Below are 23986 nucleotides of genomic sequence, written 5' to 3'. Positions count from 1 at the left end.
CCATATCCTTCGTTCAGCGACCCTTCCAGACTGGATCGCGCTTCTCGGCGAACGCGCGGGCGCCTTCCAGTTGGTCCTCACTGCCATAAAGCACATCAACCGTACGTAATTGCCGTTTGGTGATCCTGTTCATCATGTCCTGAAAATTGGAATCCTCGGCTTCGCGCACGATTTCCTTGATTGCCGCGTAAACCAGCGGCGGGCCACTGGCCAACACTTGTGCGAGCTCCCACGCCCGCTCCATGAGCTTATCGGAGGCCAGTATCTCATTCACCAGACCCCAGCGTTGCGCTTCATTGGCATCAAACCAGCGACCAGTCAGCAAAAGCTCCATCGCAATATGGTAGGGAATCCGTTTTGGCAGTTTCACACTTGCGGCGTCCGCCACTGTACCAGACCGAATTTCAGGCAAGGCAAAGCTGGCATGTTCAGCAGAAAGGATCATGTCTGCTGACAGCGCCAGTTCCAGTCCCCCGCCGCAGGCAATTCCGTTAACTGCGGCGATGACTGGCTTGTTCATTTCCCGCATTTCCTGAAGGCCGCCAAATCCTCCCAGTCCGTAGTCTCCATCAACGGCATCACCATCGGCCGCCGCTTTGAGATCCCAGCCGGGGCAGAAGAATTTTTCACCGGCCCCGGTGAGAATTGCCACGCGCAATTCGGGATCATCGCGGAAATCGCGGAACACTTCGCCCATGATCCGGCTGGTTTCGAGGTCGATTGCATTCGCTTTGGGCCGGTCGAGGGTCACTTCCAACACCGCGCCCACTTGCCGTGTTCTTACTGGATCTTGAGGCATCTCTCACTCCTTTCGCCGTATCAGTGCGTCCACTGCAATCGCCCTATCGGGTGTGCAAATGAGCGGGTTGATTTCGATTTCCTCGAGCCCATCCGCGTGGGCCACTACGTAGTCTTCCACTGCGCGCACAGCCCGCAGGATTGCGGCGCGTTGCCCTGCCGGGGCACCGCGATAGCCGCGTAGCAGAGGCGCAATCCGAAGTTTGTCCAGCGCGTTATCGATCATCGCATCCGTGGCTGGCAAAAGAAAAGAGGCGCTGTCCTTCAGCACTTCGGTCAGAACCCCACCTGCGGCAAGCGTCATGACAAAGCCATGCGCGGGATCTTTTACAACACCGATCAGGAGTTCCGCCACTCCGCCTTCGATCATTTCCTCGATCAACCAGCTATCGCACGGCATGGACAGCGCCGCCGATATCGCCTCTCCGGTTCCTTTGCGGGCCATGAATACACCGCCGACTTCGGATTTGTGTGCCAACCCTTCGGCCTTCACGACCGCTGGCGTCCCGATTTCCCGCAGAGCGGCGGTCAACGCCACTTTCCCCTTCGCCCGACGTGCTTTCGGTACAGGGAGACCGTGCAGCGCGAGTTGACGCTTTGCCTCTGCCTCAGGCATCAGATCAGGGGCAACCGACGCGGTCGGCAAAAGGAGGGGAGGCGGAGGTTCTGCTGACGGTCTTGCCGCGATTCGAATAGCTGCCAGAGCTTCGTCAAGTCCGCACAGAGGGACGATGCCGGCGACAATCAACTGTTCTGCCACACTCTCCGGCATAAGTTCCGGCAGGGATGCCACCATTCCCACGCGCGCGCCGGTTTGCGCCTTTGCAGCGATACTGGAGGCAATCACGCAGTCCCAATCCCCCGGATCGCAGCGATCATCGCGCGGGAAATCAACGATCAACAGCGTGAGGGATTGGGTTCCTGCCATCATAGCTGCAAAGCACCGTGTCATGGCCTCGACATTCCGCCAGATATAGGTGTGATAGTCGAGCGGATTGGCCAGGGCCACCAGCGGTCCGAGAGCGTCGCGCAGACCCTCTGCCTGTAGGGCGTTCAGCGGAGGGAACGTGATTTCGTGGGCAATGGCCAAATCGGCGGCAAGACTGGCCTCACCTCCCGAGCAGCTTATTGTGGCAATCTCCGGATCGGGCAACCTGCCGACCACATGCAAAAGCTTGAGAGTTTCCAGAAAGACCGGAAGTGAGTCGACACGACCGATTTCGAGCCGGTTAAGCAGGGCCTCCGCGCCAGAATCCTCCCCCGCGAGAGACGCAGTATGTGACACTGTTGCCGCCCGTGCCTGATGAGAGCGTCCGACCTTCAGCGCCACGATGGGCTTTCCCAATTTGCGGGCGGTCTCGCTGAGCGCCTCGAACTGACGAAGATCGCCGACCCCCTCGATATGCAGGCCAAGGGCAGTGACACGTTCATCTTCGAGAAGTGCCATCCCGATTTCCGCGAGTCCCACCTGCGCCTGATTGCCGGCTGTGACGACATAGGCGAGAGGAAGGGCGCGTTTCTGCATGGTCAGATTTATCGCGATATTGGAGCTTTGAGTGACGACGGCTACGCCCCTATCGGTCGATTGGCCCCCATGCTGATCTGGCCAGAGGAGCGCACCATCCAGATAGTTTACAAAGCCGTAGCAATTCGGCCCCAGAATTGGCATGTCACCGGCAGCGTCAAGAAGACTGTCCTGTAAATCTGCGGCGTGGGAGTCCTCCGCCTGCGCCTCGCGAAAGCCGGATGCGAAACACACGGCACCGCCTGCGCCAGACGCGGAAAGCTTCGCAATCATAGTCACCGTAGACTCTCGATTGATTCCGACAAAAGCGGCGTCAGGAGCATTTGGCAGATCCTCGATTCGGGTAAACGCCGGTATGCCGCCAACCGTCGCTGCGCGCGGATGAACCGGCCAGAGATCACCCGAAAAGCCCATCTTTCTGCATTGTTCGATTACCGAAGCACACCACGCTCCGCCACCGATCACGGCGATCGAGCGAGGACGAAACAGGCGGGACAGATCGTAGGTCATATACTCACCTTGTCTGAACCGGGTGCGATTGAAGGGTGTTTCCGGATCACATCACGCTCCCAGGGGGCGCAACAGTTCGCGGCTGATGATGTGGCGCTGGATTTCCGAGGTTCCATCCCAGATCCGCTCCACCCGCGCATCGCGCCAGAAGCGCTCCAGGGGGTAGTCGTCCATCAGGCCCATCCCGCCATGCACCTGAATTGCAGCGTCAGTGACGCGTGCCAACATCTCGGAGGCATAGAGCTTGGCTGATGCAATCTCCCGGTTGGCAGGCAGCCCCTTGTCGAGCCTGTCCGCTGCGGCAAGTGTCAGGTAGTCTGCGGCATCGATCTCGGTGATCATATCAGCAAGCTGAAAGCTCACCCCCTGAAACTTGCCGATTTTCTGGCCAAACTGTTCGCGCTGTGCGGCATAGTCGAGCGCGTAGTCGAACGCCCTACGGGCCCGACCCACGCACATTGTGGCGACAGTGATCCGCGTCGCGTAAAGCCATTCGTTCATGACGGCGAAGCCACCATCGACCTCACCCAACACCTGTGCATCCGGCAGCCGACAATCGTCAAATTCCAGAACCATGTTCTTGTAGCCGCGATGGCTGACCGATCTATACCCCTCTCTCAGCGTGAATCCCGGTGTTCCGCGATCCACAAGGAAGGTTGTAATCCGTTTCTTTGGGCCTTTCGGTGTATCGTCTTCTCCGGTGGCCACGAAAACAATCACGAAATCCGCATGATCCGCACCCGAAATGAAGTGCTTTGTACCGTTGAGAATCCAATCCCCACCATCACGACGCGCCGAGCATTTCATGCCGCGCACGTCCGAACCGGCGCCGGGTTCGGTCATGGCAAGTGCATCCATCCGCTCGCCGCGCACAGCGGGAAAGAGATAACGGTCTTTCTGCTCCCCTTCACAGGCCATCAGGATGTTCTGCGGCCTGCCGAAGAAATGGGTGAGTGCCATCGATCCGCGCCCCAGCTCTCGCTCGACCAGCGCAAACTCTAGATGCGAAAGCCCGGCGCCGCCGACGTCCTCTGGAAAGTTGCAGGCGTAAAATCCAAGATCGAGCGTCTTCTTCTTGATCTGTTCGGCAAGCTCTGAAGGGACCTCGCCGGTGCGTTCAACTTCCGCCTCGTGTGGATAGATTTCCTGTTCGACGAAACGGCGCACGGTTGCCGCGATCATTTCCTGTTCTTCGCTCAGGCCAAGTTGCATGGGATTGTCCTCTTCGGTGTCTTGGGGGATCGTGGGGTGGGTTGTCCCCGAGGACCATGCAGGATTAGATCTATTTTATGCCCGATTGGATTAAATCACATGCCGCGTCGCAGCAATTCGCAATCCTTCTTTTTGAAGGCTTTTCCAACCATTGCCTTGCCAACACTGTGGAGCCGCTTCGAGCAGCCAATACCCTTTCACGCAAGGAACTTTATCACTGGCGCTTTCTGACATTGGACGGGGCGGCAGTGGGGTCTTCGTCTGGTCTGCGGGTGGCGCCGCATGACCGGCTGCGGGGTTCGTCAGGTGATTTGTTGATCGTGATGCCATCGTATGGGTTTGTCAGGCATGGTGGATGGCGCACTCAGGCTGCCTTGCGTGCCGCGTCTCACCGGTTTTGTGCCGTGGCCGGGCTGGACACTGGAAGCTGGCTGCTCGCCGAGGCTGGTTTGCTTGACGGATATCGGGCCACAATCCACTGGGAAGAACTCATGAGGTTTGCCGAAAGATTCCCGGAAGTCGCGACAGAGCGGGCGCGATTCGTCATCGACGGGTCCCGCATCACCTGTTCCGGTGCGATGGCCGCCTTCGACATGGTTATGCATATGATCCGGCGCAACCATGGTGCGGCCCTGGCGCTTGAAGTGGCGCAACTTTTCATGACGTCCGACTCTGCGCGCTCTGATGCGGGGACTGCGCGGGCAGGTGGGGCGCTTGTGAATCGCGCTTTGGCCCTTATGCAGGAAACGCTCGAGACTCCGTTGACTGTGGCAGAGATCGCACGCCGCTGCGGGGCCTCGCAAAAACGACTGGAAAACGCCATGTCCACCGATCTGGGTGCCTCGCCTCGAACGATCTATCGCAGGCTGCGGTTGAATTTGGCGCGAAAGCTCGCCAGTGAGACGGAACTGCCGGTCGCCGAGATAGCCATGCGTAGTGGCTATGACAATGCCAGCGCGATGACGCGCGCCTTCCGCACGGAATTCGGCACGACGCCACGAATGCTTCGTCAAAGTGGAATTGAAATGCTATAGCCTTTGGCTGCCGGGTAGGCCAGCGCGTCAAACCGGCGGTGGAGGCACTTGCTTCGAAAGCTGTACCGCGAGAATACCGATGGTGATGATTGCCACGCCGATCACGTCACTGAGGCCAAGTGTTTCGCCGAGCATGATTGCAGCGATGGCGACACCGAAGAACGGGTTGAGAAAGTGGAAGGTTGCTGCGCGCACTGCGCCGATCCGGCCTACCAGGGAAAACCAGATCCAGGTCGCCAGAAGTCCCGGGGCCAATGTTGTGTAGATGAACGCGATGCCGAGGCGCCAACTTGGGGTGACATGCACCGTTTCGGTTAGAGCAGAGACGACGGCGAGGACGATGGCACCGACGAACATCTGCAACCCGACGATCATCATCAAGTTGCCCCCCGCCGACGCGCCACGCACCATGAGCGTGGCAACCGTCAACGCGGCGGCGGCGATCAGGCACAACGCCACCCCGAGCACGTCCACTCCTGCGGACAAACGGGCCGACATTATCAGGATCACCCCGGCAAAACCGAGAACGAGACCCAATGCCGCAAGTGGTCGGAGCTTTTCGCGGAAAAGCACCCATCCGGCGAAGGCGATCATGAGCGGCATGGAGGAGGCAATGATTGAGGCAAGCGAGGCTTCGACCCACTGCATCGCCATGAAATTCAGTCCCAGATAGATCGCATTCTGACACAGTCCGAATACCAACGTTGCGCGCCATTGGCCGGGTGTCAGCCGCCAGTTCTGCCCGAGGGCGCGTGCGATGGCGACGCCTATCAACCCGGACAGAAAGAACCGCAGGCTGAGCGATGCCAGTGGCGAGGCGTCTGCCACAATAATCCGTGCCGAGGTGAAGGCCGATGACCAGATCAGCGCAAAAGCCAGCCCCATGCCGATGGCCGTCAGATCAAGGCCAAGAGGCAAGGACGTGCTGTCACTTTTGTCGCTCATAGAGGGTGCCTCGGAAATGGAAAAGGGCCGCCATTCGGGCGACCCTTTCCGAAACTCGTAAAAATTGCAAGTTCAGCCGTTCACGCTGTCCTTGAGTGCCTTGGCAATGGTCATCTTGACAACCTTGTCGGCGTCTTTCTTGATCTGCTCTCCGGTGGCCGGGTTGCGCACCATCCGCTCGGGGCGCTCACGGCAGTAGATCTTGCCCACGCCCGGCAGAGTCACGGCGCCACCGGCCGATACTTCGCGTGTGATCAGTGTCGTGATCGCATCCAGCGCAGTGCCGGCGGATTTCTTGTCAGTGCCCATCTCTTCCGCAAGTGCGGCCACAAGTTGGGTTTTGGTCATAGGTTTGGCCATTATATTCTCTCCTTCGTCCGCCCGTATCCTGGGCCTCATGCGGCGCATTTAACGGATAATCGCGCGAAAACACAACGCAAAGTGGATCGAAACGCCATAAAAATATGGAATTTTGGCGTTTGACACCGATTTAGAGAAACGCTGTTTCGTGAAATGAGCGCAATTTCCGCGAATGGAGGCGTTCCAGAGGCATATCCCGCAGGGACTCCATAGCGCGAATTCCAATGCGCAGATGTCGCGCGACCTGCGTCTTGTAGAAGTCCGACGCCATGCCCGGCAGTTTCAATTCGCCGTGCAGCGGCTTGTCAGAGACGCAGAGGAGTGTCCCATAAGGCACCCGAAAGCGATAGCCGTTAGCAGCGATCGTGGCGCTTTCCATATCCAGGGCAATCGCCCGTGATTGCGAAAGACGCTGCACCGGACCAGTGTGCTCGCGCAACTCCCAGTTGCGGTTGTCGATGCTGGCCACGGTTCCGGTGCGCATAACGCGCTTGAGGTCATAGCCGGAAAGCTGCGTTTCCTCCGCCACCGCTTCTTGAAGTGCGATCTGGATTTCCGCCAGCGCCGGGATCGGCACCCACACCGGCAGATCGGCATCGAGCACCTTGTCATCGCGCAGGTAGGCGTGGGCCAGAACGAAGTCGCCAAGGGCCTGCGTGTTGCGAAGCCCTGCACAATGTCCCACCATCAGCCAGGCATGAGGCCGCAGGACGGCAATGTGATCCGTCGCCGTTTTCGCGTTTGAAGGACCCACGCCGATATTGACCAGCGTGATCCCCATGCCGTCCTCTCTCTTCAGGTGATAGGTGGGCATTTGCGGCTGCTTGTCCACGGGTGGAATGGGCGTGGAGGCCTTTTCTATCTCGACATTTCCGGTTGAGACGAAGCTGCTATAACCGCTCGATGGATCGGCGAGCTGGGCGCGGGCGTATGCCTCGAACTCTGCCACGTAGAACTGATAGTTGGTGAACAGAACGTGGTTCTGGAAGTGCACTGGATCCGTCGCGGTGTAGTGGGCGAGGCGGGCCAGCGAATAGTCCACCCGCTGCGCGGTGAAGGGAGCAAGCGGCTCTTCACCGTTTGGGCCGGGTTTGGCGATGCCATTGACAATGTCGTCGTTGGTGGTCGAAAGATCCGGCACATCAAACACGTCCCGAAGTGTGAAATCTGCCGCTCCCATTTGCGGGACGGTGATCGCATCGTCGTTGCCGACCGCGAAATGCACAGGAATCGGTGTGCCCGAGACCCCGATCGTTACCGGAACCTGATGATTGTGTAGCAAAAGGCCGATCTGCTGCTTGAGATAGCTGCGGAAAAGGTCGGGCCGCGTGATCGTTGCGGCATGTGTGCCAGGCTCCGATACATGACCAAAGCTCAGCCGTGTGTCGATCTGGGCATAGCTCGTGGTCTTTATCCGAATCTCGGGATAAAACGCGCGAACCCGGACCTCGCCCGGTGACTTTTCCATCGCATGACGGAACGCTTCCCGCAGAAAGCGGGTGGCCAGGGTGTAGAGTTCTTCAAGCCGGTCAACTGCGGCGCCGGCATCTGTGAAAGCCTCGGGCGCGGGCATGTCAGGGGACGCTACCGGCTGATCGGATTGGCCATTGGTCATGTGCTTTCCCGGATCAGATCGGTCAACTCAAACCGCGTGACGTCCACAAGTCCCAGATCGGAGATCCGCAACTCCGGGATCACGACGAGCGCGAGAAGCGAATGCTGCATGAAGGCGTTATTGAGGGTGCAACCGCAGGCTTGCATTGCCTCGACCATCTTCTGGGCCTTGGCGGCCACGTCCGTGGCGGGAGCATCCGACATCAGTCCGGCGATAGGCAGTTCGACCATCGCGATCTCTTTCCCATCACGGAACACGGTGACGCCGCCGCCCACCTCGCCAAGCCGATTGGCGGCGCGCGCCATGTCCTCATGGCTGGTGCCAACGACAATCATGTGGTGGCTGTCATGGGCCACCGTGGAGGCTACGGCCATGTCCCCGGTATAGCCGAAGCCTGACACAAGCCCGTTGGTGCTGCCCCCTGTGCCGCGATGCCGCTCCACAAGCGCGATCTGGCAGATACCGTTGGCCATATCCATCTGCACGACCCCGTTCCTCACCGGCAGATCGGCCGTCAGCGCCTTGGTCGGCGCCTGATTTTCCACCACGCCGATCACCTTCGCTGTCACGCGGTCGGCGCCCCCCGGAGCCTTGATTTCAAAGTCCTGCGCGTGGCGGTCAGGTCCGAGTTTCACCGTGTCACGGGCACGGGCGGGCCAGTCGTAGTGTGGACAATCGACAAGGCATTCTCCATTGATTGCAATGGCTTGCCCACCAGAGATCACATGCTCGATCGGCAGCGCAACAAGATCCGAGGTCAGGATCACGTCAGCCCGTCGCCCCGGCGTGATGGAGCCTAACTCCCGCTCCAGCCCGAAATGGGTGGCGGTGTTGAGCGTGGCCATTTGCAGCGCCACAACCGGATCGCAACCGCAGGCAATGGCGTGTCTCACCACCCGGTTCATGTGCCCGTCATTGACAAGCGTTCCGGAGTGGCTGTCATCGGTGCAAAGAATGAAGTTGCGCGGGTCGAGCCCCTTTTCCGTCACCGCCGTGATCTGGCTTTCCACGTCATACCAGGCAGAGCCCAGTCGCATCATGGAACGCATTCCCTGCCGGACGCGGGCGATGGCGTCGGCCTCGCAGGTGCCTTCGTGATCGTCGGCCGGACCGCCCGCCACATAGGCGTGAAAGCCGGCGCCGAGATCGGGCGAGGCGTAGTGTCCGCCGACCGTTTTACCCGCCTCCTGCGTGGCGGCAATTTCGGCCAGCATCTTGGGGTCACCATTGATAACCCCCGGAAAATTCATCATTTCTCCGAGACCGATGATCCCCGGCCAGGCCATCGCCTCGGCCACGTCATCGGGCGTGATTTCATGGCCCGTCGTTTCCAGCCCGGGCGCGGATGGCGCGCAGGACGGCATCTGTGTGAAGATGTTGATGGGCTGCAAGAGCGCCTCGTCATGCATCATCCGGACACCCTCAAGGCCGAGCACGTTGGCGATCTCATGGGGGTCGGTGAACATCGTCGTGGTGCCATGCGGGATCACAGCGCGAGCAAACTCGGCGGGTGTGAGCATGCCGGATTCGATGTGCATATGGGCGTCGCACAGACCGGGGATCATGTAGCGGCCTTCGGCCTCGATCACCTGAGTTTTCGGGGAAATACAATGGCTTGCGTCTGGGCCGACATAGGCGATCCGCCCGTCCGCAATGGCAATGTCGTGATCGTCCAGAATCTCGCGGGTGTGCACATTGACCCAGCGACCCTTGCGGATGACGAGATCGGCAGGTTCACGGCCGGCGGCCACGGCGACAAGGCGGGGGGCGCTTGCGGCCCAGGATGTCAGGTTTCTGTCAGTCATGGCCCACGTTTACATGCGGCGTTCAGGTGATCAAGCGTCGGTCAACACGGGGTTTCGTGAAACTGTTTGCCGTGGTTCTTGAAACCGAAAGGGCGCGCGTTGCGTGGATTTCCCCAAAACAGCACGAATCGGCCCAAGCCTTTGTTAATGCTGAAAAACCCACGTCGGTATAACGTCGGTATTTTGTCGGTATCGCGTCGGTGCCGATGGCCCGGACCTGCCTCGTTAACAGAGCGCCCGGAAAGATTCCGTTCATCTTTAGCCCGTATCGCGAGCCGGCCTTCACCCTTCCTTCATCTATGTGAAAAATACTCCGGGGTCCGGGGCGGCGCCCCGGGGCCTGCGCGGCCTGAGCGCATGCTCAAGTGGGCGCGCAGACATGCGCGCGCCGCCCGGTAATGGCCCCTTCAGACGGTGAGCTGCTGGCCGTCGATGCCGGTGATGGTGGCGGCGGTGATTGCGCCCTCGGTTCGCGGGTCGGCAAAATGCACCTCGGTGAATTGCTCTGTCCGGCCCATATGCGGATTTTCCATCAGAACGCTGTGCGTCCGGCCAAGCTGCGCGGCGAGGTGACGGGCCACCTGCGCCTCGCCTTCGGCGCGCAGGCGGGCGGCGCGGGACTTGACCGCCTTGCCATCGACCTGCGGCATCCGCGCGGCGGGGGTGCCGGGACGGGGCGAATAGGGGAAGACATGCAGCCACGTGAGATCGCACTCCGCGATCAGCCGCAGGGAGTTCGCGAACATCTCTTCCGTCTCGGTGGGAAAGCCTGCGATGATGTCGGCGCCATAGGTCATGTCGGGGCGCAGGCGGCGCGCCTCTTCGCAGAAGCGGATCGCGTCGTCGCGCAGGTGCCGGCGCTTCATCCGCTTGAGGATCATGTCATCGCCGGCCTGAAGCGACAGATGCAGGTGCGGCATCAGGCGCGGCTCTGTCGCGATGGCCTGCATCAGGGCCTCGTCGGCCTCTATGCTGTCGATGCTGCTGATGCGCAGGCGCGGCAGGTCGGGGACCAGTTTCAGGATGCGCAGCACCAGATCGCCAAGCCGCGGCCGCATCGGCAGATCGGCGCCCCAGCTTGTCAGGTCCACCCCTGTGAGCACGACCTCGTTGAAGCCCTTGTCCACCAGCCGCTTGATCTGATCGACGACGACGCCCGCCGGGACCGACCGCGAATTGCCCCGCCCGAAGGGGATGATGCAGAAGGTGCAGCGGTGATCGCAGCCGTTCTGCACCTGCACGTAGGCGCGGCTTCGGGTGCCGAACCCGTCGATCAGGTGGCCGGCGGTTTCGGTCACGGACATGATGTCATCGACCATGACCTTTTCCGTCTCGCCGATGAAATCGGCGGCCATGCCGGCCCATGTGGCGGGCTGCATCTTTTCGGTATTGCCGATGACGGTATCGACCTCCGCCATCGCGGCAAAGGTCTCCGGCTCTGTCTGCGCGGCGCAGCCGGTGACGATGATGCGGGCCTCGGGGTTGTCGCGGCGTAGTTTGCGAATCTCCTGCCGGGCCTTGCGCACGGCCTCTGCGGTCACGGCGCAGGTGTTGACCACCACGGCGTCCGAAAGCCCGGCCCGCGCGGCCAGATCCTTCATCGCCTCGGTCTCATAGGCGTTGAGACGGCAGCCCAGCGTGGTGAATTTCGGCGGGTTGGTCATTGCGCGGCCTTCAGGAAATCGGGGGTCAGCGTGCCGGAAAAGACATGCGCGGTCGGGCCTGTCATCCACACGCCATCGTCGCGCCAGTCCACCGCGATGCGCCCGCCGTCAAGGTCGATCGTGACGCGCCGCCCGGTCAGACCGCGCCGGACTGCGGCCACGGCGGCGGCGCAAGAGGATGAGCCCGAGGCCAGCGTCACGCCGACGCCGCGTTCCCACACCCGCATGCGCAGATGATCGGGGGCGATGAGGCTGGCGATCTGCACGTTGGTGCGTTCGGGAAAGAGCGGGTGACGCTCATGCGCCGCGCCGATGGCGGCAAGGTCCGCCGCCTCGGCATCCTCGACGAAGAAGGTGCAATGCGGGTTGCCCATGCCGGTGGCGGTGGGCGCGCCGTCGATGGGTAGCTCCAGCGTGTCCATCGCGCGGGCGAGCGGGATCTCGTCCCAGTCAAGTTGCGGCTGCCCCATGTTAACGGATGTAAGGCCGCCGCCCGCATCGCATGCCTGAAGCGTACCGCGCGCGGTCGTGAGGGTGAGGGCGGTCTTACCTGTCTCGGTCATCAGGTGCCGGGCGATGCAGCGGGTGGCATTGCCGCAGGCGGCGGAGGCGGAGCCATCGGCATTGTAGAAGGTCAGATGCGCGTCATGCGCCCCGTCGGTGATTACCGCGAGCTGATCGAAGCCGACGCCGCGATGCCGGTCCGCGATGGCGGAGATCTGTGCGGTTGTGAGCGCGAAGGGACGCATACGGGCATCGACAACGACGAAATCGTTGCCGAGCCCGTGCATCTTCTCGAAGGGCAGGGGGGAGGTGTCTGGCGCGCTCATGGCGGGCATATAACGCCGGTGCGGCGCTTTATCCAGAGGCCGCGTTGTTTCCGTGATTTCGGGCTTGACCCCCGGCCTGAGTGTTCATAGAAGCTGCGCCACAGTGGGCCGTTAGCTCAGTTGGTAGAGCAACTGACTTTTAATCAGTGGGTCGCAGGTTCGAATCCTGCACGGCTCACCACTGAAATCAGACATTCGGATGAACGATTGGTTCGAAAGTGCCGGTCCGGTTCACTCTTCCAGAACGCGTTGCAGCTTGGTCACCGCCGTGAACAGGGTTTCGCGTTCCTCGCGGGTCAGCGAGCAGATGATTTCGGCCTGGCGCCGCCGGGCGATCACGATAACCTTGTCATAAAGCGCCTGCCCCTCGGGCGTGATCGAGCAGGCGATGCGCTTTCTGGTGCTTTCGCTTTCCGGTCCGATCTCGATCAGGTTGCGGTTCTGCAAGAGACGGATGGTGCGGCTGACCAGAGCCTTGTCCGACGTGGACTGCACCACGAGTTTGCTGAACGGTAGCGTGCCGGCATGCGCGACCAGCGACAGGATGCGCCATTCGGACACCGAAAGGTCGAATTCGCTGGCATAGGGCATGGTCAGTTGCCGGCGCAGGGCGCTCATCAAGGCGCTGAGCCGCGTTGTCAGGAAATCATGGACCACGAGCCCTTCGCCGCTTGGGTCGAGATCCGTCCAGGGACATGTCGATTGGTTGTCCTGTTTATCCACGCGCCCGGCTCTTTCGCTAATTTATAATCAAATGGCGACCAGCCCGAAGGAGCAGGAGTCGCGAATCAGCGTCAACCCTATGATCTTCCGCGCGGAAAAAAAAGATGTTGACCCATCAACTAATGTCGGGCAGCATCCTGTCAAGTTGATCAATCAACAAAATACAAGTGTCGGAGGATGACCCGGAAGGCCGGGCGCTCTGACCGGCGATCGTGCCGGGGTGCAAGGGGGGACGAATGACGTCAGCAATTGTGGGAGAGCCGTTGCCGCAGGTCTCGGCCCAGGAAAAGACGCTTGGGCGCGCGATCTATTCCGGGGACGTGAAGGTTGCCGGGATGCTGCACGCCAAGTTGCTGCGTAGCCCGTATTCCCACGCCGTGATCCGGTCGATCGATACCTCGGCGGCAGAGGCGCTGCCGGGTGTGAAGGCGGTCGTTACCGGGGCCGATGTGCCCGAGCGCGCATGGGGCGTCGCGCACAAGCAGCAACATGTTCTGGCGCGGGGGCTGGTGCGCTTTGCGGGTGAAGAGGTGGCCGCGGTCGTCGCGGTGAGCGAGGCGGTCGCGCAGGAGGCGCTTGACCTGATCGTGGTGGAGTATGAAGAGGCGGGCGCGCTTCTCGATCCGGAGGGGGCACTCGATGGCGGGGCGCCCAAGGTCCATGCCGAGGGCAATCTTGCCGATGAAATCAATATCTCTCGCGGTGATGTGGAGGCCGGGTTCGCCGGGGCCGACATCGTGCACGAGGCGACCTATCGCACCCATTCGCAGTATCCCGGTTACATGGAGCCGATGGCCACGGTGGCCGCGACCGATGGCACCGGCAAGCTGACGGTGTGGACCTCGACGCAGTCGGTCTTTCTGGCGCGGCAGCGTCTGGCCGAGGCGCTGGATCGTCCGGTGTCCACGATCCGGGTGATACAGGCGACTGTCGGCGGGGGCTTTGGTGCGAAGATCGTGGAAGAGCGCAGCAGCGTGATCGCGGCGTTTCTGGCGACGGTGGTGGATCGGCCGGTGCGTGTCGGACTGAGCCGGCTGGATGATATTCAATCGGGATGTTTCAGCGTGCCGACGCGCATTCACCTCAAGATGGGGATGATGCGCGACGGGCGGATCGTGGCCAAGGATGTTCAGGTGCTTGCAGATTGCGGCGCCTATGCCGGGCTTGCGCCAGAGGTGATGCTTGTGACCGCGATGCGCAGCGACAACATGCAGCGCATCGAGAACGTCCGCACCAAGGCGCAGCTTGTCTATACCCACACGATGCCGAGGGGCGCGTTTCGCGGTTTCGGCGGCACGCAGATGTCCTTTGCGCTCAACAGTCATATGGCGGTCATGGCCGATATGCTTGGCATGGACGCCATCGAGTTGCACCGCAAGAACGCGATCCGCACCGGGGACGTGAGCGTTCATGGCTGGAACATCGGCAGCTGCGGATTGCCCGAGTGTCTCGATCAGGTGCAGGCGGCCATCGGCTGGGACGAAAAACGCGCGCGGCCGAAGGGCACGGGCGTGTTGCGGCGCGGTGTCGGCATGGCGGCGGTCATGCATGTCAGCGGCAACCGCACCATGGGCAACTGGGACGGATCGACCGTCGTTTTGAAAGTCAACGAGGACGGACGGGCGGTGATCCTGACCGCGGAATCGGACATGGGGCAGGGGGCCAACACCATGTTGAGCCAGATCTGCGCGCAGGAGCTTGGGATTCCGCTCTCGCATGTCACGGTGCAGGCGCCTGATACCGACAGCGCGCCCTATTGCCTTGGGTCCATCGCATCGCGGGTGACGGTCAACGCCGGTCATGCCATGCTGAAGGCGGCGCGGCAGGCGCAGGGGCAGATCCTTGAGGCGGCGGCGGAAAAGCTTGGCTGCGACGCCGACGAACTGAGCATCGTTGATGGCGTCGTGCAATCGAACAAGAACGGCAACCTGTTCGCGCCGCTGCCTGAAATCTGCCGGTATCACATCTTTCGGCGTGGCGGCGAAGGCATCCTTGTCCGCGCGACGCACGACCCGCAAACCGTGATGATGGACAAGGATCACTACGGCAACATCGCGCCGGCCTATTCCTTTGCCGCGCAGGCGGTCGAGGTGGAGGTGGATACCGAAACCGGGCAGGTCCGCGTTGTCGACACCTATCTGTCGGACGATTGCGGCAAGGCGATCAACCCGCTGGCGGTGCACGGCCAGTCCAACGGCGCCGCGGTGCAGTCGATCGGGTGGACGCTTTATGAGCATCTGCAATTCGAGGACGGGCGGGTTATGAACGGCAACCTTGCCGATTATACCATGCCGACCGCCGAATCCGTGCCGACGATCCAGAGCGGTATCGTGGAATCGAACGACCCCAACGGGCCGCTTGGGGCGAAGGGTGCGAGTGAGACCGCGATCCTTCCCGGCGCGCCGGCGATTGCCAATGCGGTGTTCGATGCCATCGGCGTTCGGATCACCGATCTGCCTATCACGCCCGAAAAGATACTGGCGGGGCTGGCCGCCAAAGAGGAGTCGCAGCATGCGTGAGTTCGAGTTTCTAGAGCCGCAGACGCTGACGGAGGCGCTTGCGATGATGTCCGAATACGAGGACGACGCCTGCGTCTACGCCGGCGGAACGGCGCTTCTTCTGGCGATGCGGCAGCGGATGCTGTCGCCGGGGTTCGTCGTATCATTGGGAAAGCTGGACGAGCTGCGGGAGATCACCTTCAACCCGGCGGAGGGGCTGCGCATCGGGGCGCTGGCGCGTCATTCGGATGTCGCACGCGCGCCGGATGTGCAGGCGCATTATCCCATGCTCGCGGGCATGGCGGGGGGGCTGGCCAATCCGCAGGTGCGCAATCAGGGCACGATTGGCGGCAACCTGTGCTACGCCGATCCGGCGACCGATCCGCCATCCTGTCTTATCGCGATGGATGCCGAGGTCACGATTGCGGGGCCCGGCGGGGAGCGGCGCCTGCCCATGCGCGAGTTCGTTGTGGATTTCTTCACCACCGCGCTTGAGCCGGGGGAGATCCTGACGCATATCACGCTGCCGCCGCCACGGCCCGATAGGACGGGTCTCTATCGCCGGCATCTGCGCACGCCTGCCGAGCACAGGCCGGTGGCCAATGTCGCGCTTACATTTCGGGACGTGAACGGGGTGCCCGAGGATGTGCGGCTGGTGATCGGCGCGGCGGTCCCGGTGGCGCAGAGCATGACGCGGGCCGAGGATTTCCTGACGGCGCGCGCGATCACCCTCGATGTGGCCGCAGAGGCGGCGGCGATGGTGGCCGAGGATATAGACCCGATTTCGGATGGACGGGGCGAAGAGGCGTTTCGGCGGCAGGTGGTGCGCGCGATCACCCGGCGCATTCTGGCCGAGGCCGCGGGATTGAACTGGAAGGATGCAGCGGCATGAGCGGCAAGAGGATTTCACTTATCGTCAATGGCGAGTCGGTCAAGGCCGAGGTTCTCGTGAACCGGCTTCTGTCCGATTTCCTGCGCGACGATCTTGCGCTGACGGGCACGAAGCGCGGCTGCGAGACCGGGGTTTGCGGCGCCTGTTCGGTGCTTGTCGATGGCGATGTGGTCAAATCGTGTCTGAGTCTGGCGGCGCAGGTGGATGGAAAGACCCTGACCACGGTCGAGGGGCTTGGCCGCATCGGCGATCTGCATCCGCTTCAGGAGAGTTTCATGGCCCATGGGGGCCTGCAATGCGGGTATTGCACGCCCGGATTCCTTCTGGCGGCGGCAGACCTGCTGTCGCGCAACCCCGATCCTCAGGATGCGGAGATCCGAGAGGCGCTTTCGGGGAATCTGTGCCGCTGCACCGGGTATCAGGGAATCGTGGACGCGGTCCGCAATGTCGCGGAGAGCACTCATGGAAATTGAACTGTCGCGCACATTCGATGCGACGCCCGAGGATCTTTGGGCGATCCTTCTCGACCCTGAGGCGATGTCGGACCTCGTGCCGGGGATGCAGTCGGTCGAGGTGATCAGCGATACCGAATACCATGCGCGGATACAGGTGAAGATCGCCTTCATCAACGCGCGGTTCAATGTGCGCACCGTCATCACCGAAATGACGCGCCCCAGCTATCTTCGCAGTGAAACCACCGGCGAGGACAATTCGGTCGGCAGTTCGGTGAAAAGCGTCAACGAGATGTTCCTGACCCCGGTGGACGGGGAGGGAACGGAGCTTCGCGTGAAGGCCGGGGCAACCGTTCTGGGACGGCTTGGGACGCTGGGCCTGAACCCGATGCGCACGAAGGCGGCGCGCATGTGGGACCAGTTTGGCGATGCCCTTGATAAACGGCTTACCGCGCCGGAAGGCGGGGACACCGAAGAGAACGCCGGCGAACCGCATGAAAAACCGGACGCCGCGCCGGAGCAGAGAGCGACGGCGGAGCCGGCGGCGAACACCGGCAGCGCAGGCGCCGAGGCCGCAAAGCCAGACGGTGCCTTCACCAGATTGCGCCGTTGGATCGGCGGGGGCGAGCACATTCGCGCCGAGATTCAGCGCAATGGAACGACGGTCATCGTGCATTGGCCTGCCGGACAGGCGGACCAATGTCTTGCATGGCTCGACCGTCAGCTCGGCCCGCGCGACGAGACGTAAGACCAAGACCAAGACCAAGACCAAAAGCAAACTCAAACCAACAGGAAACGCAAACAATGTCACAACATCCTATCAAACAAGTTCTGACCACCGCGGCCCTTTCTGTCGGGGCCATTATGCTCATGGCGCCGCAGACCGTCGCTGGGGAGATCAAGGTCGGGTTGATCAGCCCGCTGTCGGGACCGATCGCATCGCAGGGGGTTCCGTTTGCGAAGGGGATCGCCGCGGGCGAGGAACATACCTCGGAGGTGAACGGGCATACCCTTACCTTCATTCAGCTTGACGATGCGTCGGACCCGTCCCAATCGGCCCGCAATGCGCGCAAGCTGATCGACGAGGACAATGTTGACGTTCTGATCGGCACGGGCGGTGTGCCTGGCTCCATGGCGCTGGCATCCATTTCGCGCGAGGCGCAGGTGCCGCTGGTGTCGTTCACGCCGCTCTTCCTGTCGGGTGAGAACGCCGCATGGGCGGTGACCACGGCGCAGCCGGCCTCTCTCATGCTCGATACGGTCGTGGCGAGCATGTCCGCCGATGGGGTTACATCGGTCGGTTACATCGGTTTCTCGGATTCATGGGGCGACCTGGCCTATGACACGCTGAACGCGGCGGCGGACGAAGCGGAGATCGACGTGATCACGAACGAACGCTACGCGCGGTCGGACACCTCGGTGACGGGGCAGGCGCTCAAGATCGTGTCGGCCAATCCCGATGCGGTGATCGGCGGCACAGCGGGTACGCCCGGGGCGCTTCCCTATCTCGCGCTGGCCGAGCGCGGGTATCAGGGCCGGATCTATGGCACGCACGGGATCATCAACCCCGATTTCGTCCGGGTTGCGGGTGCTTCCGCTGAGGGGCTTCTTGCGCCGACCGGGCCTGCCGTGGTTGCGGCGCAGTTGCCGGACGGTCATCCAAGCAAGAGCGTTGCCGATGAGTTCAGCGCGGCCCATGTGGCAGTTCATGACGAAGCGCCCAGGGATGCGTTTTCGGCCTATGCCTTCGATGCATGGATGGTGATCGCGGATGCCGCGTCGCGCGTGGACGCGAGCATCGAGCCGGGCACAGCGGAATATCGCACCGCGCTGCGCGATGCGATCTTCGAGACCACGGAGCTTGCGGTCACCCACGGTGTGCTCACCTACCGTCCCGGCAGCCCCTACGGCGCGGATGAGCGTTCGGCGGTGATGGTCAAGCTTGAAGACGGCGAGTGGGTTCTTCAGGACTGATCCGTTCGGGTCAGGGTATTGATCCGAACCGGCACTGACGCAAGGGAGTTCCCGCTTTGACTTGGGATATCGCACTTATTCTATCGGTTGACGGGCTGGCGGGCGCGGCGATCTATCTGCTTGCCGGGCTTGGGCTTGTGCTGGTGTTCTCCGTCACCCGGGTCATCTTTGTGCCTTTTGGGGACATCGCGGTCTTCAGTGCCCTGACCCTTGCCTATCTGGAAGCGCAACGCTTCCCGCCGACCATCGGTCTTGTGGCGGTTCTCGCTGGCCTGACCGTGGCCAAGGAGGTGGTCACGCTAATCCGGCGCGGGCAGTTTCGAGAGCTTCCTCGCGCGGTTCTGGGGTGGGGCATCTTGCCAATGGTGCCCTGCCTGCCGGCGTTTCTTCTGGCGGGCCGGGAGCTTCCGGCGCTGGTGGCGATCGGGCTGGCGCTCATTCTCGTGGTGCCGATCGTGCCGTTGCTGGCGCGGCTGGTGTTCCATCCGATCTCTCATGCCTCGACGCTGGTGTTGCTGATCGCCGCGCTGGTGCTGCACTTCCTTCTGTCGGGTCTGGGCCTGCTGTTTTTCGGGCCCGAAGGGTTCCGCACGCAACCTTTCCTGAACGGTATGGTCGAGCTTTTGCCCGGCTTCAGGGTCAGTCTTCAGGTGCTGCTCATGGTCGGCACCTCGCTGGCGCTGGCCGCGCTGTTCTTTCTGGCCTTCGAGCGGACGCTTGTGGGAAAGGCGCTGCGCGCCACGGCCGTTAACCGGGTGGGTGCACAGCTTGTCGGGATCAGGCCTGCAACGACCGCGACTCTGACCTATACGGTCGTTTCGCTGCTGGCCGGGTTCGTGGGGATCCTGATCGCGCCATCGACGACGATGTATTACGATTCCGGTCTCATCATCGGGTTGAAAGCCTTTGTCGCCGCGATCATCGGGGGATTGAGCAGCTATCCCCTGACGGCACTTGGCGCCATTGCGGTGGGGATGCTCGAAAGTTTCGCGTCGTTCTGGAATGGGGCGATGAAGGACGTCATCGTGTTTTCCCTTCTTATTCCGGCCCTTCTGGTCCGGTCCCACTTTTCGAACCATTCGGATGACGGCTCCGATGAGGAGGAAGTCTGATCATGAGCAGTCTAACGTCACAGCGTCTTGGGATTCTGGCTGTCGTGGCCGGGCTGGCGATCGTGCCCTGGGTCTTCGGCAGTTTCACCGTTTCGCTTTTCAACGATATCGGCATGGCGGCTCTTGTCGTGCTTGGTCTGGTGCTGCTGTCAGGTGTGGCGGGCGTCATTTCTTTCGGACATGCGGCGTTCGTGGGTATCGCCGCTTATGCGTCGGCGTGGCTTAGCACCGAGTATGCAATCTCGCCGTGGTTCGGCTTGCCGTTCGCGCTTGGCGTGACGGCGCTCAGCGCGCTTGTGATCGGAGCGTTGACCCTGCGCCTTGGCGGCCACTATCTGCCGCTCAGCACGATTGCATGGGGGCTTGTCGTGCCGCTCCTGTTCGGGAACATGGCGATGCTGGGGCGACATTCGGGGATTTCGGATATTGCGCCGCTTTCCCTGGGCGACTGGCAACTGATGACAGCGGAATCGGCCTTTTATATCATCTGGATACTGGTCGGGCTGGTCGCGACCTTCTGCTATCATCTTCTCAATTCCCGCATGGGTCGCGCCGTGCGCGCGGTGCGCGGGGGGAATGTGCTTCTGGCCAGTTTCGGGGCGAATATCTTTCATGTGCGCCTGATGCTGTTTGTGTTGTCCGCGGTGTTCGCCGCGCTTGCAGGTTGGCTTTATGCGCATACCAATCGTTTCGTGAGCCCGGCGCCATTCTCACTGCATGTCAGCATCGACTACATGTTCATGATGGTCGTCGGCGGGATGACGCAGCTTACAGGCGCGCTTGCCGGGGCGACGATCGTGATTGCGGTGAAGAATGTTCTGCAAGATCTGCTGCCGCTTGTGTCCCGCCATGCCGCGCAAATTCAGGCCGTGGCGTTTTCGACTTTGTTCATCCTGCTTCTGCATCATGCGCGGGGCGGTATCCTGTCACTGGCGTCGAAGATGGCACGCGTAAAGACGCCAGCACCCACGCAGATGCACGACGCGGAGCCGCCGGTCGAGCCGCTGCCTCGGCGAAGTCTGCCGGACAAAGGCCAGCCGCTGCTTTCGGTGGAGGCTGCCACCAAGCGGTTCAAGGGGCTTGTCGCGGTGAACGAGGTCAGCTTTCATGTGAAATCGGGCGAGATGGTCGGGCTGATCGGACCCAACGGTGCCGGAAAGTCCACGATGTTCAACCTGATGACCGGGACACTGCAACTCAGCTCCGGGCGCACGGAATTCATGGGTGAGAACATCACCCGCCGTTCGCAGCGCGATATCGCATTGATGGGAATGGCCCGCACGTTTCAGCATGTGAAGCTGCGTCCGCAGATGAGCGTTCTGGACAACGTGGCGCTGGGCGCACATGCGCGCGGGCAATGCGGGATGCTGCGCGCGGGCTTCAACCTCGACACGGAAGAGGAGCGCCGCATCCATGCCGAGGCGCGCAGGCAGATCGCGCGCATCGGACTGGAAGGGCAGGAGATGGAGGCGGCGGGGAATATGCCGCTGGGCACGCAGCGACTGATCGAAATCGCGCGCGCGCTGGCGGCGGATCCTGTCCTTTTGATTCTCGATGAGCCGGCGGCAGGTCTGCGCAAGGCGGAAAAACAGGCGCTGGCCGATCTGCTATCCCGGCTGCGGAAAGAGGGTGTAACGATCATGATCGTGGAACATGACATGGATTTCGTAATGAAACTGGTGGACCGTCTGATTGTGATGAATTTCGGAACCAAGCTGTTCGAGGGCGATCCGCAGGCGGCGCGGGCGGACCTGGGGGTGCGCGAAGCCTATCTGGGACACGCGGCATGACGACACTTTTCACGATAGATGATCTGCATGTTTCCTATGGAAAGGTGGAGGCCGTTCACGGTATCTCTCTGGAACTGGACGCGGGACGCATCGTTTCGGTCATCGGTCCCAATGGCGCGGGCAAGTCCACGCTTCTTTCGGCGGCGATCGGGCTTTTGCCGTCGCGCGGCCGGATCATGTTCGACGGGTCGGACATAAGCGGGCTGGGGGTCGAGGACCGGGTGGAGCGGGGTCTTTGCCTTGTGCCGGAGACCCGCGAGCTATTTGGTGAAATGAGCGTTCTGGACAATTTGCTTCTGGGGGCGTTCTCGAAGCGGCCCAACAAGGCGAAACGGCAGGCGCTTCTCGATCACGTTTATAAGCGGTTTCCGCGGCTGGCGGAGCGGCGGCATCAGCATGCCGACACGCTTTCGGGCGGTGAGCGGCAGATGCTGGCGCTGGGGCGCGCGCTGATGTCGGAGCCGCGTCTTCTCATGCTCGATGAGCCGAGCCTTGGGCTGGCGCCGCTGATCGTGCAGGAAATCCTGTCGATCGTGACGAGCCTGCGGGCCGACGGCGTGTCGATCCTGCTTGTCGAGCAGAACGCGCTCGCCGCTCTGGAAAGCTCTGATTATGGGTATGTGCTGGAGTCGGGCGAGGTGGCGCTGCACGGGGATTCGCAGGCCCTCAAGTCAGACGAGCGTGTTTTTGAAAGCTATCTCGGCGGGGTCTGAGTCCTCTCACGACCCTGTTTCGATACCGGGATTGGGTGGGGACTCGCGGCCTGTGCGGATTGCATATATGCAAGCGAAATGAGCAGCGACCAGACCTTCGACATCTTCCTTGTAGCCTCGCCGGGGCTTGAATCTGTGCTTTGTGATGAAGCGCACGAAAGGGGATTTGCGGCGCCACGCGCCGTTCCCGGCGGAGTGGAGACACGCGGCGACTGGCCCGAGGTCTGGCGCGCCAATCTGGAACTGCGCGGTGCGGGGCGCGTGCTGGTGCGAATCGGAACGTTCAGGGCATTCCACCTTGCGCAGCTTGACAAGCGGTCGCGGAAGTTTCCATGGGGCGATGTGTTGCGCAGCGATGTGCCGGTACGTGTCGAGGTGACGTGCCGACGCTCGAAGATCTATCACGCGGGGGCGGCTGCAGAGCGGATCGAGCGTGCGATCCGCGAAGAGTTGGGGACCATCATCAGCGCGCAGGCGGTCGTTTGTCTCAAGGTACGGATCGACGACGATCTTGTGACGCTGAGCGTGGACAGCTCGGGCGAGGGTCTGCACAAGCGGGGGCACAAGCTCGCCACGGGCAAGGCACCGATGCGCGAAACGCTCGCGGCGCTGTTCCTGCGGCAATGCGGCTTTGACGGGTCGGAGCCGGTGATTGATCCGATGTGCGGGTCGGGCACATTCGTGATCGAGGCGGCGGAGATTGCGGCGGGGCTGATGCCGGGGCGATCTCGGGAGTTCGCGTTCGAGCATCTTGCGGGGTTCGACGCAGCGGCGTGGCAGACGATGCGCGCCCAAGCGGGCGAGGCGAGAGAGTTCTCCGGCGGTCCGCAGTTTCATGGGTCTGACCGCGATGCCGGTGCTGTGGAGATGGCCCGGGCCAATGCGGGGCGGGCCGGTGTGGCGGCGAGCACGGTATTTCGAACTTGCGCCATTGGCGATGCAACGCCGCCCGATGGGACACCGGGGCTTGTGATCGTCAATCCGCCCTACGGCGCGCGGATCGGGAACAAGAAACTGCTCTATGCGCTTCATGGCGGTTTCGGAAAGGTGATGAAGGAGCGATTCAGGGGCTGGCGCATTGCGATGGTGACAAGCGAGGCCGGGCTGGCGCGGGCAACGGGCCTGCCATTCGGGCCGCCGGGACCGCCGGTTGCGCATGGCGGTTTGAAGGTGCGTCTTTTTCAGGCGGGGCCGATCTGACCCTAGGTGTTTGATCCCATGGTTTGATGGTGCGATCCTTTCTCGGGAATGGAAGGAAGCATTATGGGACAAGTTCGTCACGGGAGCGCCACGACCACGCACGCTGTCAGAGCTGCAATACAGCGATCGCAAGCTTCGCTCGCGCAGCTGAGCAAGGAGCTGGGCATCAACCCCAAGACCGTTGCGAAGTGGCGCAAGCGTGCGACGGTGGAGGATCAGAAGACCGGCCCGAGAGCCACGCGTTCAACCGTTCTCAGCGAGGAAGAGGAGGCAATGATCGTCGCGTTCCGGCGGCACACATTGCTGCCGCTGGACGACTGTCTTTACGCTCTAC

The 23986-nt window shown here is 61.9% G+C and carries 21 protein-coding genes, 1 tRNA gene and 1 pseudogene; 13 read left to right on the top strand and 10 right to left on the bottom strand.

Annotation, left to right across the window (positions count from 1 at the left end):
* Positions 1 to 13: 13 nt before the first annotated feature.
* Genes BMW66_RS15140 through BMW66_RS15130 form a run of 3 tightly spaced genes read right to left on the bottom strand, consistent with a single transcriptional unit; the run spans position 14 to position 4045 of the window.
* On the bottom strand, positions 14 to 799 hold the full coding sequence (locus BMW66_RS15140; RefSeq protein ID WP_093119722.1) for a carnitinyl-CoA dehydratase: 786 nt from the start codon (positions 797 to 799) through the stop codon (positions 14 to 16).
* Between the two features lie 3 nt (positions 800 to 802).
* A complete protein-coding gene (locus BMW66_RS15135) occupies positions 803 to 2833 on the bottom strand; it encodes an acetate--CoA ligase family protein (RefSeq protein ID WP_093119721.1) in 2031 nt (676 codons plus the stop codon).
* A 51-nt stretch (positions 2834 to 2884) separates the two neighbouring features.
* Positions 2885 to 4045 carry an acyl-CoA dehydrogenase family protein gene (locus BMW66_RS15130; protein WP_093119720.1) on the bottom strand — a complete coding sequence of 387 codons (1161 nt, stop codon included), beginning with the start codon at positions 4043 to 4045 and terminating at the stop codon, positions 2885 to 2887.
* 404 nt (positions 4046 to 4449) lie between these two features.
* On the opposite strand from BMW66_RS15130, the gene BMW66_RS15125 reads away from it, so the two are divergent.
* Positions 4450 to 5079, top strand: coding sequence for a GlxA family transcriptional regulator (locus BMW66_RS15125; protein ID WP_342741877.1), 630 nt, complete (start codon positions 4450 to 4452; stop codon positions 5077 to 5079).
* A gap of 27 nt (positions 5080 to 5106) precedes the next feature.
* On the opposite strand, the gene BMW66_RS15120 is transcribed toward BMW66_RS15125, so the two are convergent.
* From BMW66_RS15120 to dapF, 6 genes are all read right to left on the bottom strand, one after another.
* The gene (locus tag BMW66_RS15120; protein ID WP_093119717.1) at positions 5107 to 6024 is read right to left on the bottom strand and encodes a DMT family transporter; all 918 of its coding nucleotides are present in this window, start codon (positions 6022 to 6024) and stop codon (positions 5107 to 5109) included.
* A gap of 72 nt (positions 6025 to 6096) precedes the next feature.
* The gene (locus BMW66_RS15115; protein WP_093119715.1) at positions 6097 to 6384 is read right to left on the bottom strand and encodes an HU family DNA-binding protein; all 288 of its coding nucleotides are present in this window, start codon (positions 6382 to 6384) and stop codon (positions 6097 to 6099) included.
* A gap of 130 nt (positions 6385 to 6514) precedes the next feature.
* Positions 6515 to 7957: an AMP nucleosidase gene (locus BMW66_RS15110; RefSeq protein WP_245729500.1), complete on the bottom strand. Its 1443-nt coding sequence runs from the start codon at positions 7955 to 7957 to the stop codon at positions 6515 to 6517.
* Between the two features lie 38 nt (positions 7958 to 7995).
* Positions 7996 to 9804 carry an adenine deaminase gene (gene ade, locus BMW66_RS15105; protein WP_093119713.1) on the bottom strand — a complete coding sequence of 603 codons (1809 nt, stop codon included), beginning with the start codon at positions 9802 to 9804 and terminating at the stop codon, positions 7996 to 7998.
* 407 nt (positions 9805 to 10211) lie between these two features.
* Positions 10212 to 11468, bottom strand: a complete 1257-nt coding sequence (gene mtaB / locus BMW66_RS15100) for a tRNA (N(6)-L-threonylcarbamoyladenosine(37)-C(2))-methylthiotransferase MtaB (RefSeq protein ID WP_093119712.1) — start codon at positions 11466 to 11468, stop codon at positions 10212 to 10214.
* Complete coding sequence (gene dapF / locus BMW66_RS15095; protein ID WP_093119711.1) at positions 11465 to 12307, bottom strand: diaminopimelate epimerase; 843 nt, start codon at positions 12305 to 12307, stop codon at positions 11465 to 11467. Before dapF ends, mtaB begins: the two co-directional genes overlap by 4 nt.
* Positions 12308 to 12403: 96 nt before the next feature.
* On the opposite strand from dapF, the gene BMW66_RS15090 reads away from it, so the two are divergent.
* Positions 12404 to 12479: transfer RNA gene (locus BMW66_RS15090), tRNA-Lys, on the top strand.
* Positions 12480 to 12529: 50 nt separating this feature from the next.
* Here BMW66_RS15090 and BMW66_RS15085 read toward each other — a convergent pair.
* Entirely contained in the window at positions 12530 to 13021 is a 492-nt protein-coding gene (locus BMW66_RS15085; RefSeq protein WP_093119709.1) for a MarR family winged helix-turn-helix transcriptional regulator, read from the bottom strand.
* Between the two features lie 31 nt (positions 13022 to 13052).
* On the opposite strand from BMW66_RS15085, the gene BMW66_RS20390 reads away from it, so the two are divergent.
* From BMW66_RS20390 to BMW66_RS15035, 11 genes and pseudogenes are all read left to right on the top strand, one after another.
* A complete protein-coding gene (locus BMW66_RS20390; RefSeq protein ID WP_175483269.1) occupies positions 13053 to 13202 on the top strand; it encodes a hypothetical protein in 150 nt (49 codons plus the stop codon).
* A 55-nt stretch (positions 13203 to 13257) separates the two neighbouring features.
* Entirely contained in the window at positions 13258 to 15540 is a 2283-nt protein-coding gene (locus BMW66_RS15080; RefSeq protein ID WP_093119708.1) for a xanthine dehydrogenase family protein molybdopterin-binding subunit, read from the top strand.
* Positions 15533 to 16411 carry an FAD binding domain-containing protein gene (locus BMW66_RS15075; protein WP_093119706.1) on the top strand — a complete coding sequence of 293 codons (879 nt, stop codon included), beginning with the start codon at positions 15533 to 15535 and terminating at the stop codon, positions 16409 to 16411. Before BMW66_RS15080 ends, BMW66_RS15075 begins: the two co-directional genes overlap by 8 nt.
* Positions 16408 to 16884, top strand: a complete 477-nt coding sequence (locus BMW66_RS15070) for a (2Fe-2S)-binding protein (protein ID WP_093119705.1) — start codon at positions 16408 to 16410, stop codon at positions 16882 to 16884. The genes BMW66_RS15075 and BMW66_RS15070 overlap by 4 nt, the downstream gene beginning before the upstream one ends.
* Positions 16874 to 17611: an SRPBCC family protein gene (locus tag BMW66_RS15065; protein ID WP_093119703.1), complete on the top strand. Its 738-nt coding sequence runs from the start codon at positions 16874 to 16876 to the stop codon at positions 17609 to 17611. The genes BMW66_RS15070 and BMW66_RS15065 overlap by 11 nt, the downstream gene beginning before the upstream one ends.
* A 56-nt stretch (positions 17612 to 17667) precedes the next feature.
* Positions 17668 to 18837 carry an ABC transporter substrate-binding protein gene (locus tag BMW66_RS15060; protein ID WP_175483268.1) on the top strand — a complete coding sequence of 390 codons (1170 nt, stop codon included), beginning with the start codon at positions 17668 to 17670 and terminating at the stop codon, positions 18835 to 18837.
* Positions 18838 to 18893: 56 nt separating this feature from the next.
* Positions 18894 to 19949 (top strand): branched-chain amino acid ABC transporter permease, encoded by a 1056-nt coding sequence (locus BMW66_RS15055; protein WP_093119702.1) that lies wholly within the window; start codon positions 18894 to 18896, stop codon positions 19947 to 19949.
* 2 nt (positions 19950 to 19951) lie between these two features.
* Positions 19952 to 21739, top strand: coding sequence for a branched-chain amino acid ABC transporter ATP-binding protein/permease (locus BMW66_RS15050; protein WP_093119700.1), 1788 nt, complete (start codon positions 19952 to 19954; stop codon positions 21737 to 21739).
* A complete protein-coding gene (locus tag BMW66_RS15045) occupies positions 21736 to 22452 on the top strand; it encodes an ABC transporter ATP-binding protein (protein WP_093119699.1) in 717 nt (238 codons plus the stop codon). Before BMW66_RS15050 ends, BMW66_RS15045 begins: the two co-directional genes overlap by 4 nt.
* Positions 22453 to 22530: 78 nt before the next feature.
* On the top strand, positions 22531 to 23652 hold the full coding sequence (locus tag BMW66_RS15040; protein WP_093119697.1) for a THUMP domain-containing class I SAM-dependent RNA methyltransferase: 1122 nt from the start codon (positions 22531 to 22533) through the stop codon (positions 23650 to 23652).
* A 63-nt stretch (positions 23653 to 23715) separates the two neighbouring features.
* A pseudogene (locus tag BMW66_RS15035) lies at positions 23716 to 23986 on the top strand (IS481 family transposase); the annotation flags it as partial.

The sequence above is a fragment of the Salinihabitans flavidus genome, from assembly GCF_900110425.1.
Taxonomy (GTDB): domain Bacteria; phylum Pseudomonadota; class Alphaproteobacteria; order Rhodobacterales; family Rhodobacteraceae; genus Salinihabitans; species Salinihabitans flavidus.
This window is presented reverse-complemented; position numbering and strand designations above follow the sequence as displayed.

What these genes read in the sequence shown, in the direction of transcription:
- BMW66_RS15140 (WP_093119722.1), bottom strand. Translation starts at nt 799, where the DNA reads ATGCCTCAAGATCCAGTAAGAACACGGCAAGTGGGCGCGGTGTTGGAA.
- BMW66_RS15135 (WP_093119721.1), bottom strand. Translation starts at nt 2,833, where the DNA reads ATGACCTACGATCTGTCCCGCCTGTTTCGTCCTCGCTCGATCGCCGTG.
- BMW66_RS15130 (WP_093119720.1), bottom strand. Translation starts at nt 4,045, where the DNA reads ATGCAACTTGGCCTGAGCGAAGAACAGGAAATGATCGCGGCAACCGTG.
- BMW66_RS15120 (WP_093119717.1), bottom strand. Translation starts at nt 6,024, where the DNA reads ATGAGCGACAAAAGTGACAGCACGTCCTTGCCTCTTGGCCTTGATCTG.
- BMW66_RS15115 (WP_093119715.1), bottom strand. Translation starts at nt 6,384, where the DNA reads ATGGCCAAACCTATGACCAAAACCCAACTTGTGGCCGCACTTGCGGAA.
- BMW66_RS15110 (WP_245729500.1), bottom strand. Translation starts at nt 7,957, where the DNA reads ATGCCCGCGCCCGAGGCTTTCACAGATGCCGGCGCCGCAGTTGACCGG.
- ade (WP_093119713.1), bottom strand. Translation starts at nt 9,804, where the DNA reads ATGACTGACAGAAACCTGACATCCTGGGCCGCAAGCGCCCCCCGCCTT.
- mtaB (WP_093119712.1), bottom strand. Translation starts at nt 11,468, where the DNA reads ATGACCAACCCGCCGAAATTCACCACGCTGGGCTGCCGTCTCAACGCC.
- dapF (WP_093119711.1), bottom strand. Translation starts at nt 12,307, where the DNA reads ATGCCCGCCATGAGCGCGCCAGACACCTCCCCCCTGCCCTTCGAGAAG.
- BMW66_RS20390 (WP_175483269.1), top strand. Translation starts at nt 13,053, where the DNA reads ATGGCGACCAGCCCGAAGGAGCAGGAGTCGCGAATCAGCGTCAACCCT.
- BMW66_RS15080 (WP_093119708.1), top strand. Translation starts at nt 13,258, where the DNA reads ATGACGTCAGCAATTGTGGGAGAGCCGTTGCCGCAGGTCTCGGCCCAG.
- BMW66_RS15075 (WP_093119706.1), top strand. Translation starts at nt 15,533, where the DNA reads ATGCGTGAGTTCGAGTTTCTAGAGCCGCAGACGCTGACGGAGGCGCTT.
- BMW66_RS15070 (WP_093119705.1), top strand. Translation starts at nt 16,408, where the DNA reads ATGAGCGGCAAGAGGATTTCACTTATCGTCAATGGCGAGTCGGTCAAG.
- BMW66_RS15065 (WP_093119703.1), top strand. Translation starts at nt 16,874, where the DNA reads ATGGAAATTGAACTGTCGCGCACATTCGATGCGACGCCCGAGGATCTT.
- BMW66_RS15060 (WP_175483268.1), top strand. Translation starts at nt 17,668, where the DNA reads ATGTCACAACATCCTATCAAACAAGTTCTGACCACCGCGGCCCTTTCT.
- BMW66_RS15050 (WP_093119700.1), top strand. Translation starts at nt 19,952, where the DNA reads ATGAGCAGTCTAACGTCACAGCGTCTTGGGATTCTGGCTGTCGTGGCC.
- BMW66_RS15045 (WP_093119699.1), top strand. Translation starts at nt 21,736, where the DNA reads ATGACGACACTTTTCACGATAGATGATCTGCATGTTTCCTATGGAAAG.
- BMW66_RS15040 (WP_093119697.1), top strand. Translation starts at nt 22,531, where the DNA reads ATGAGCAGCGACCAGACCTTCGACATCTTCCTTGTAGCCTCGCCGGGG.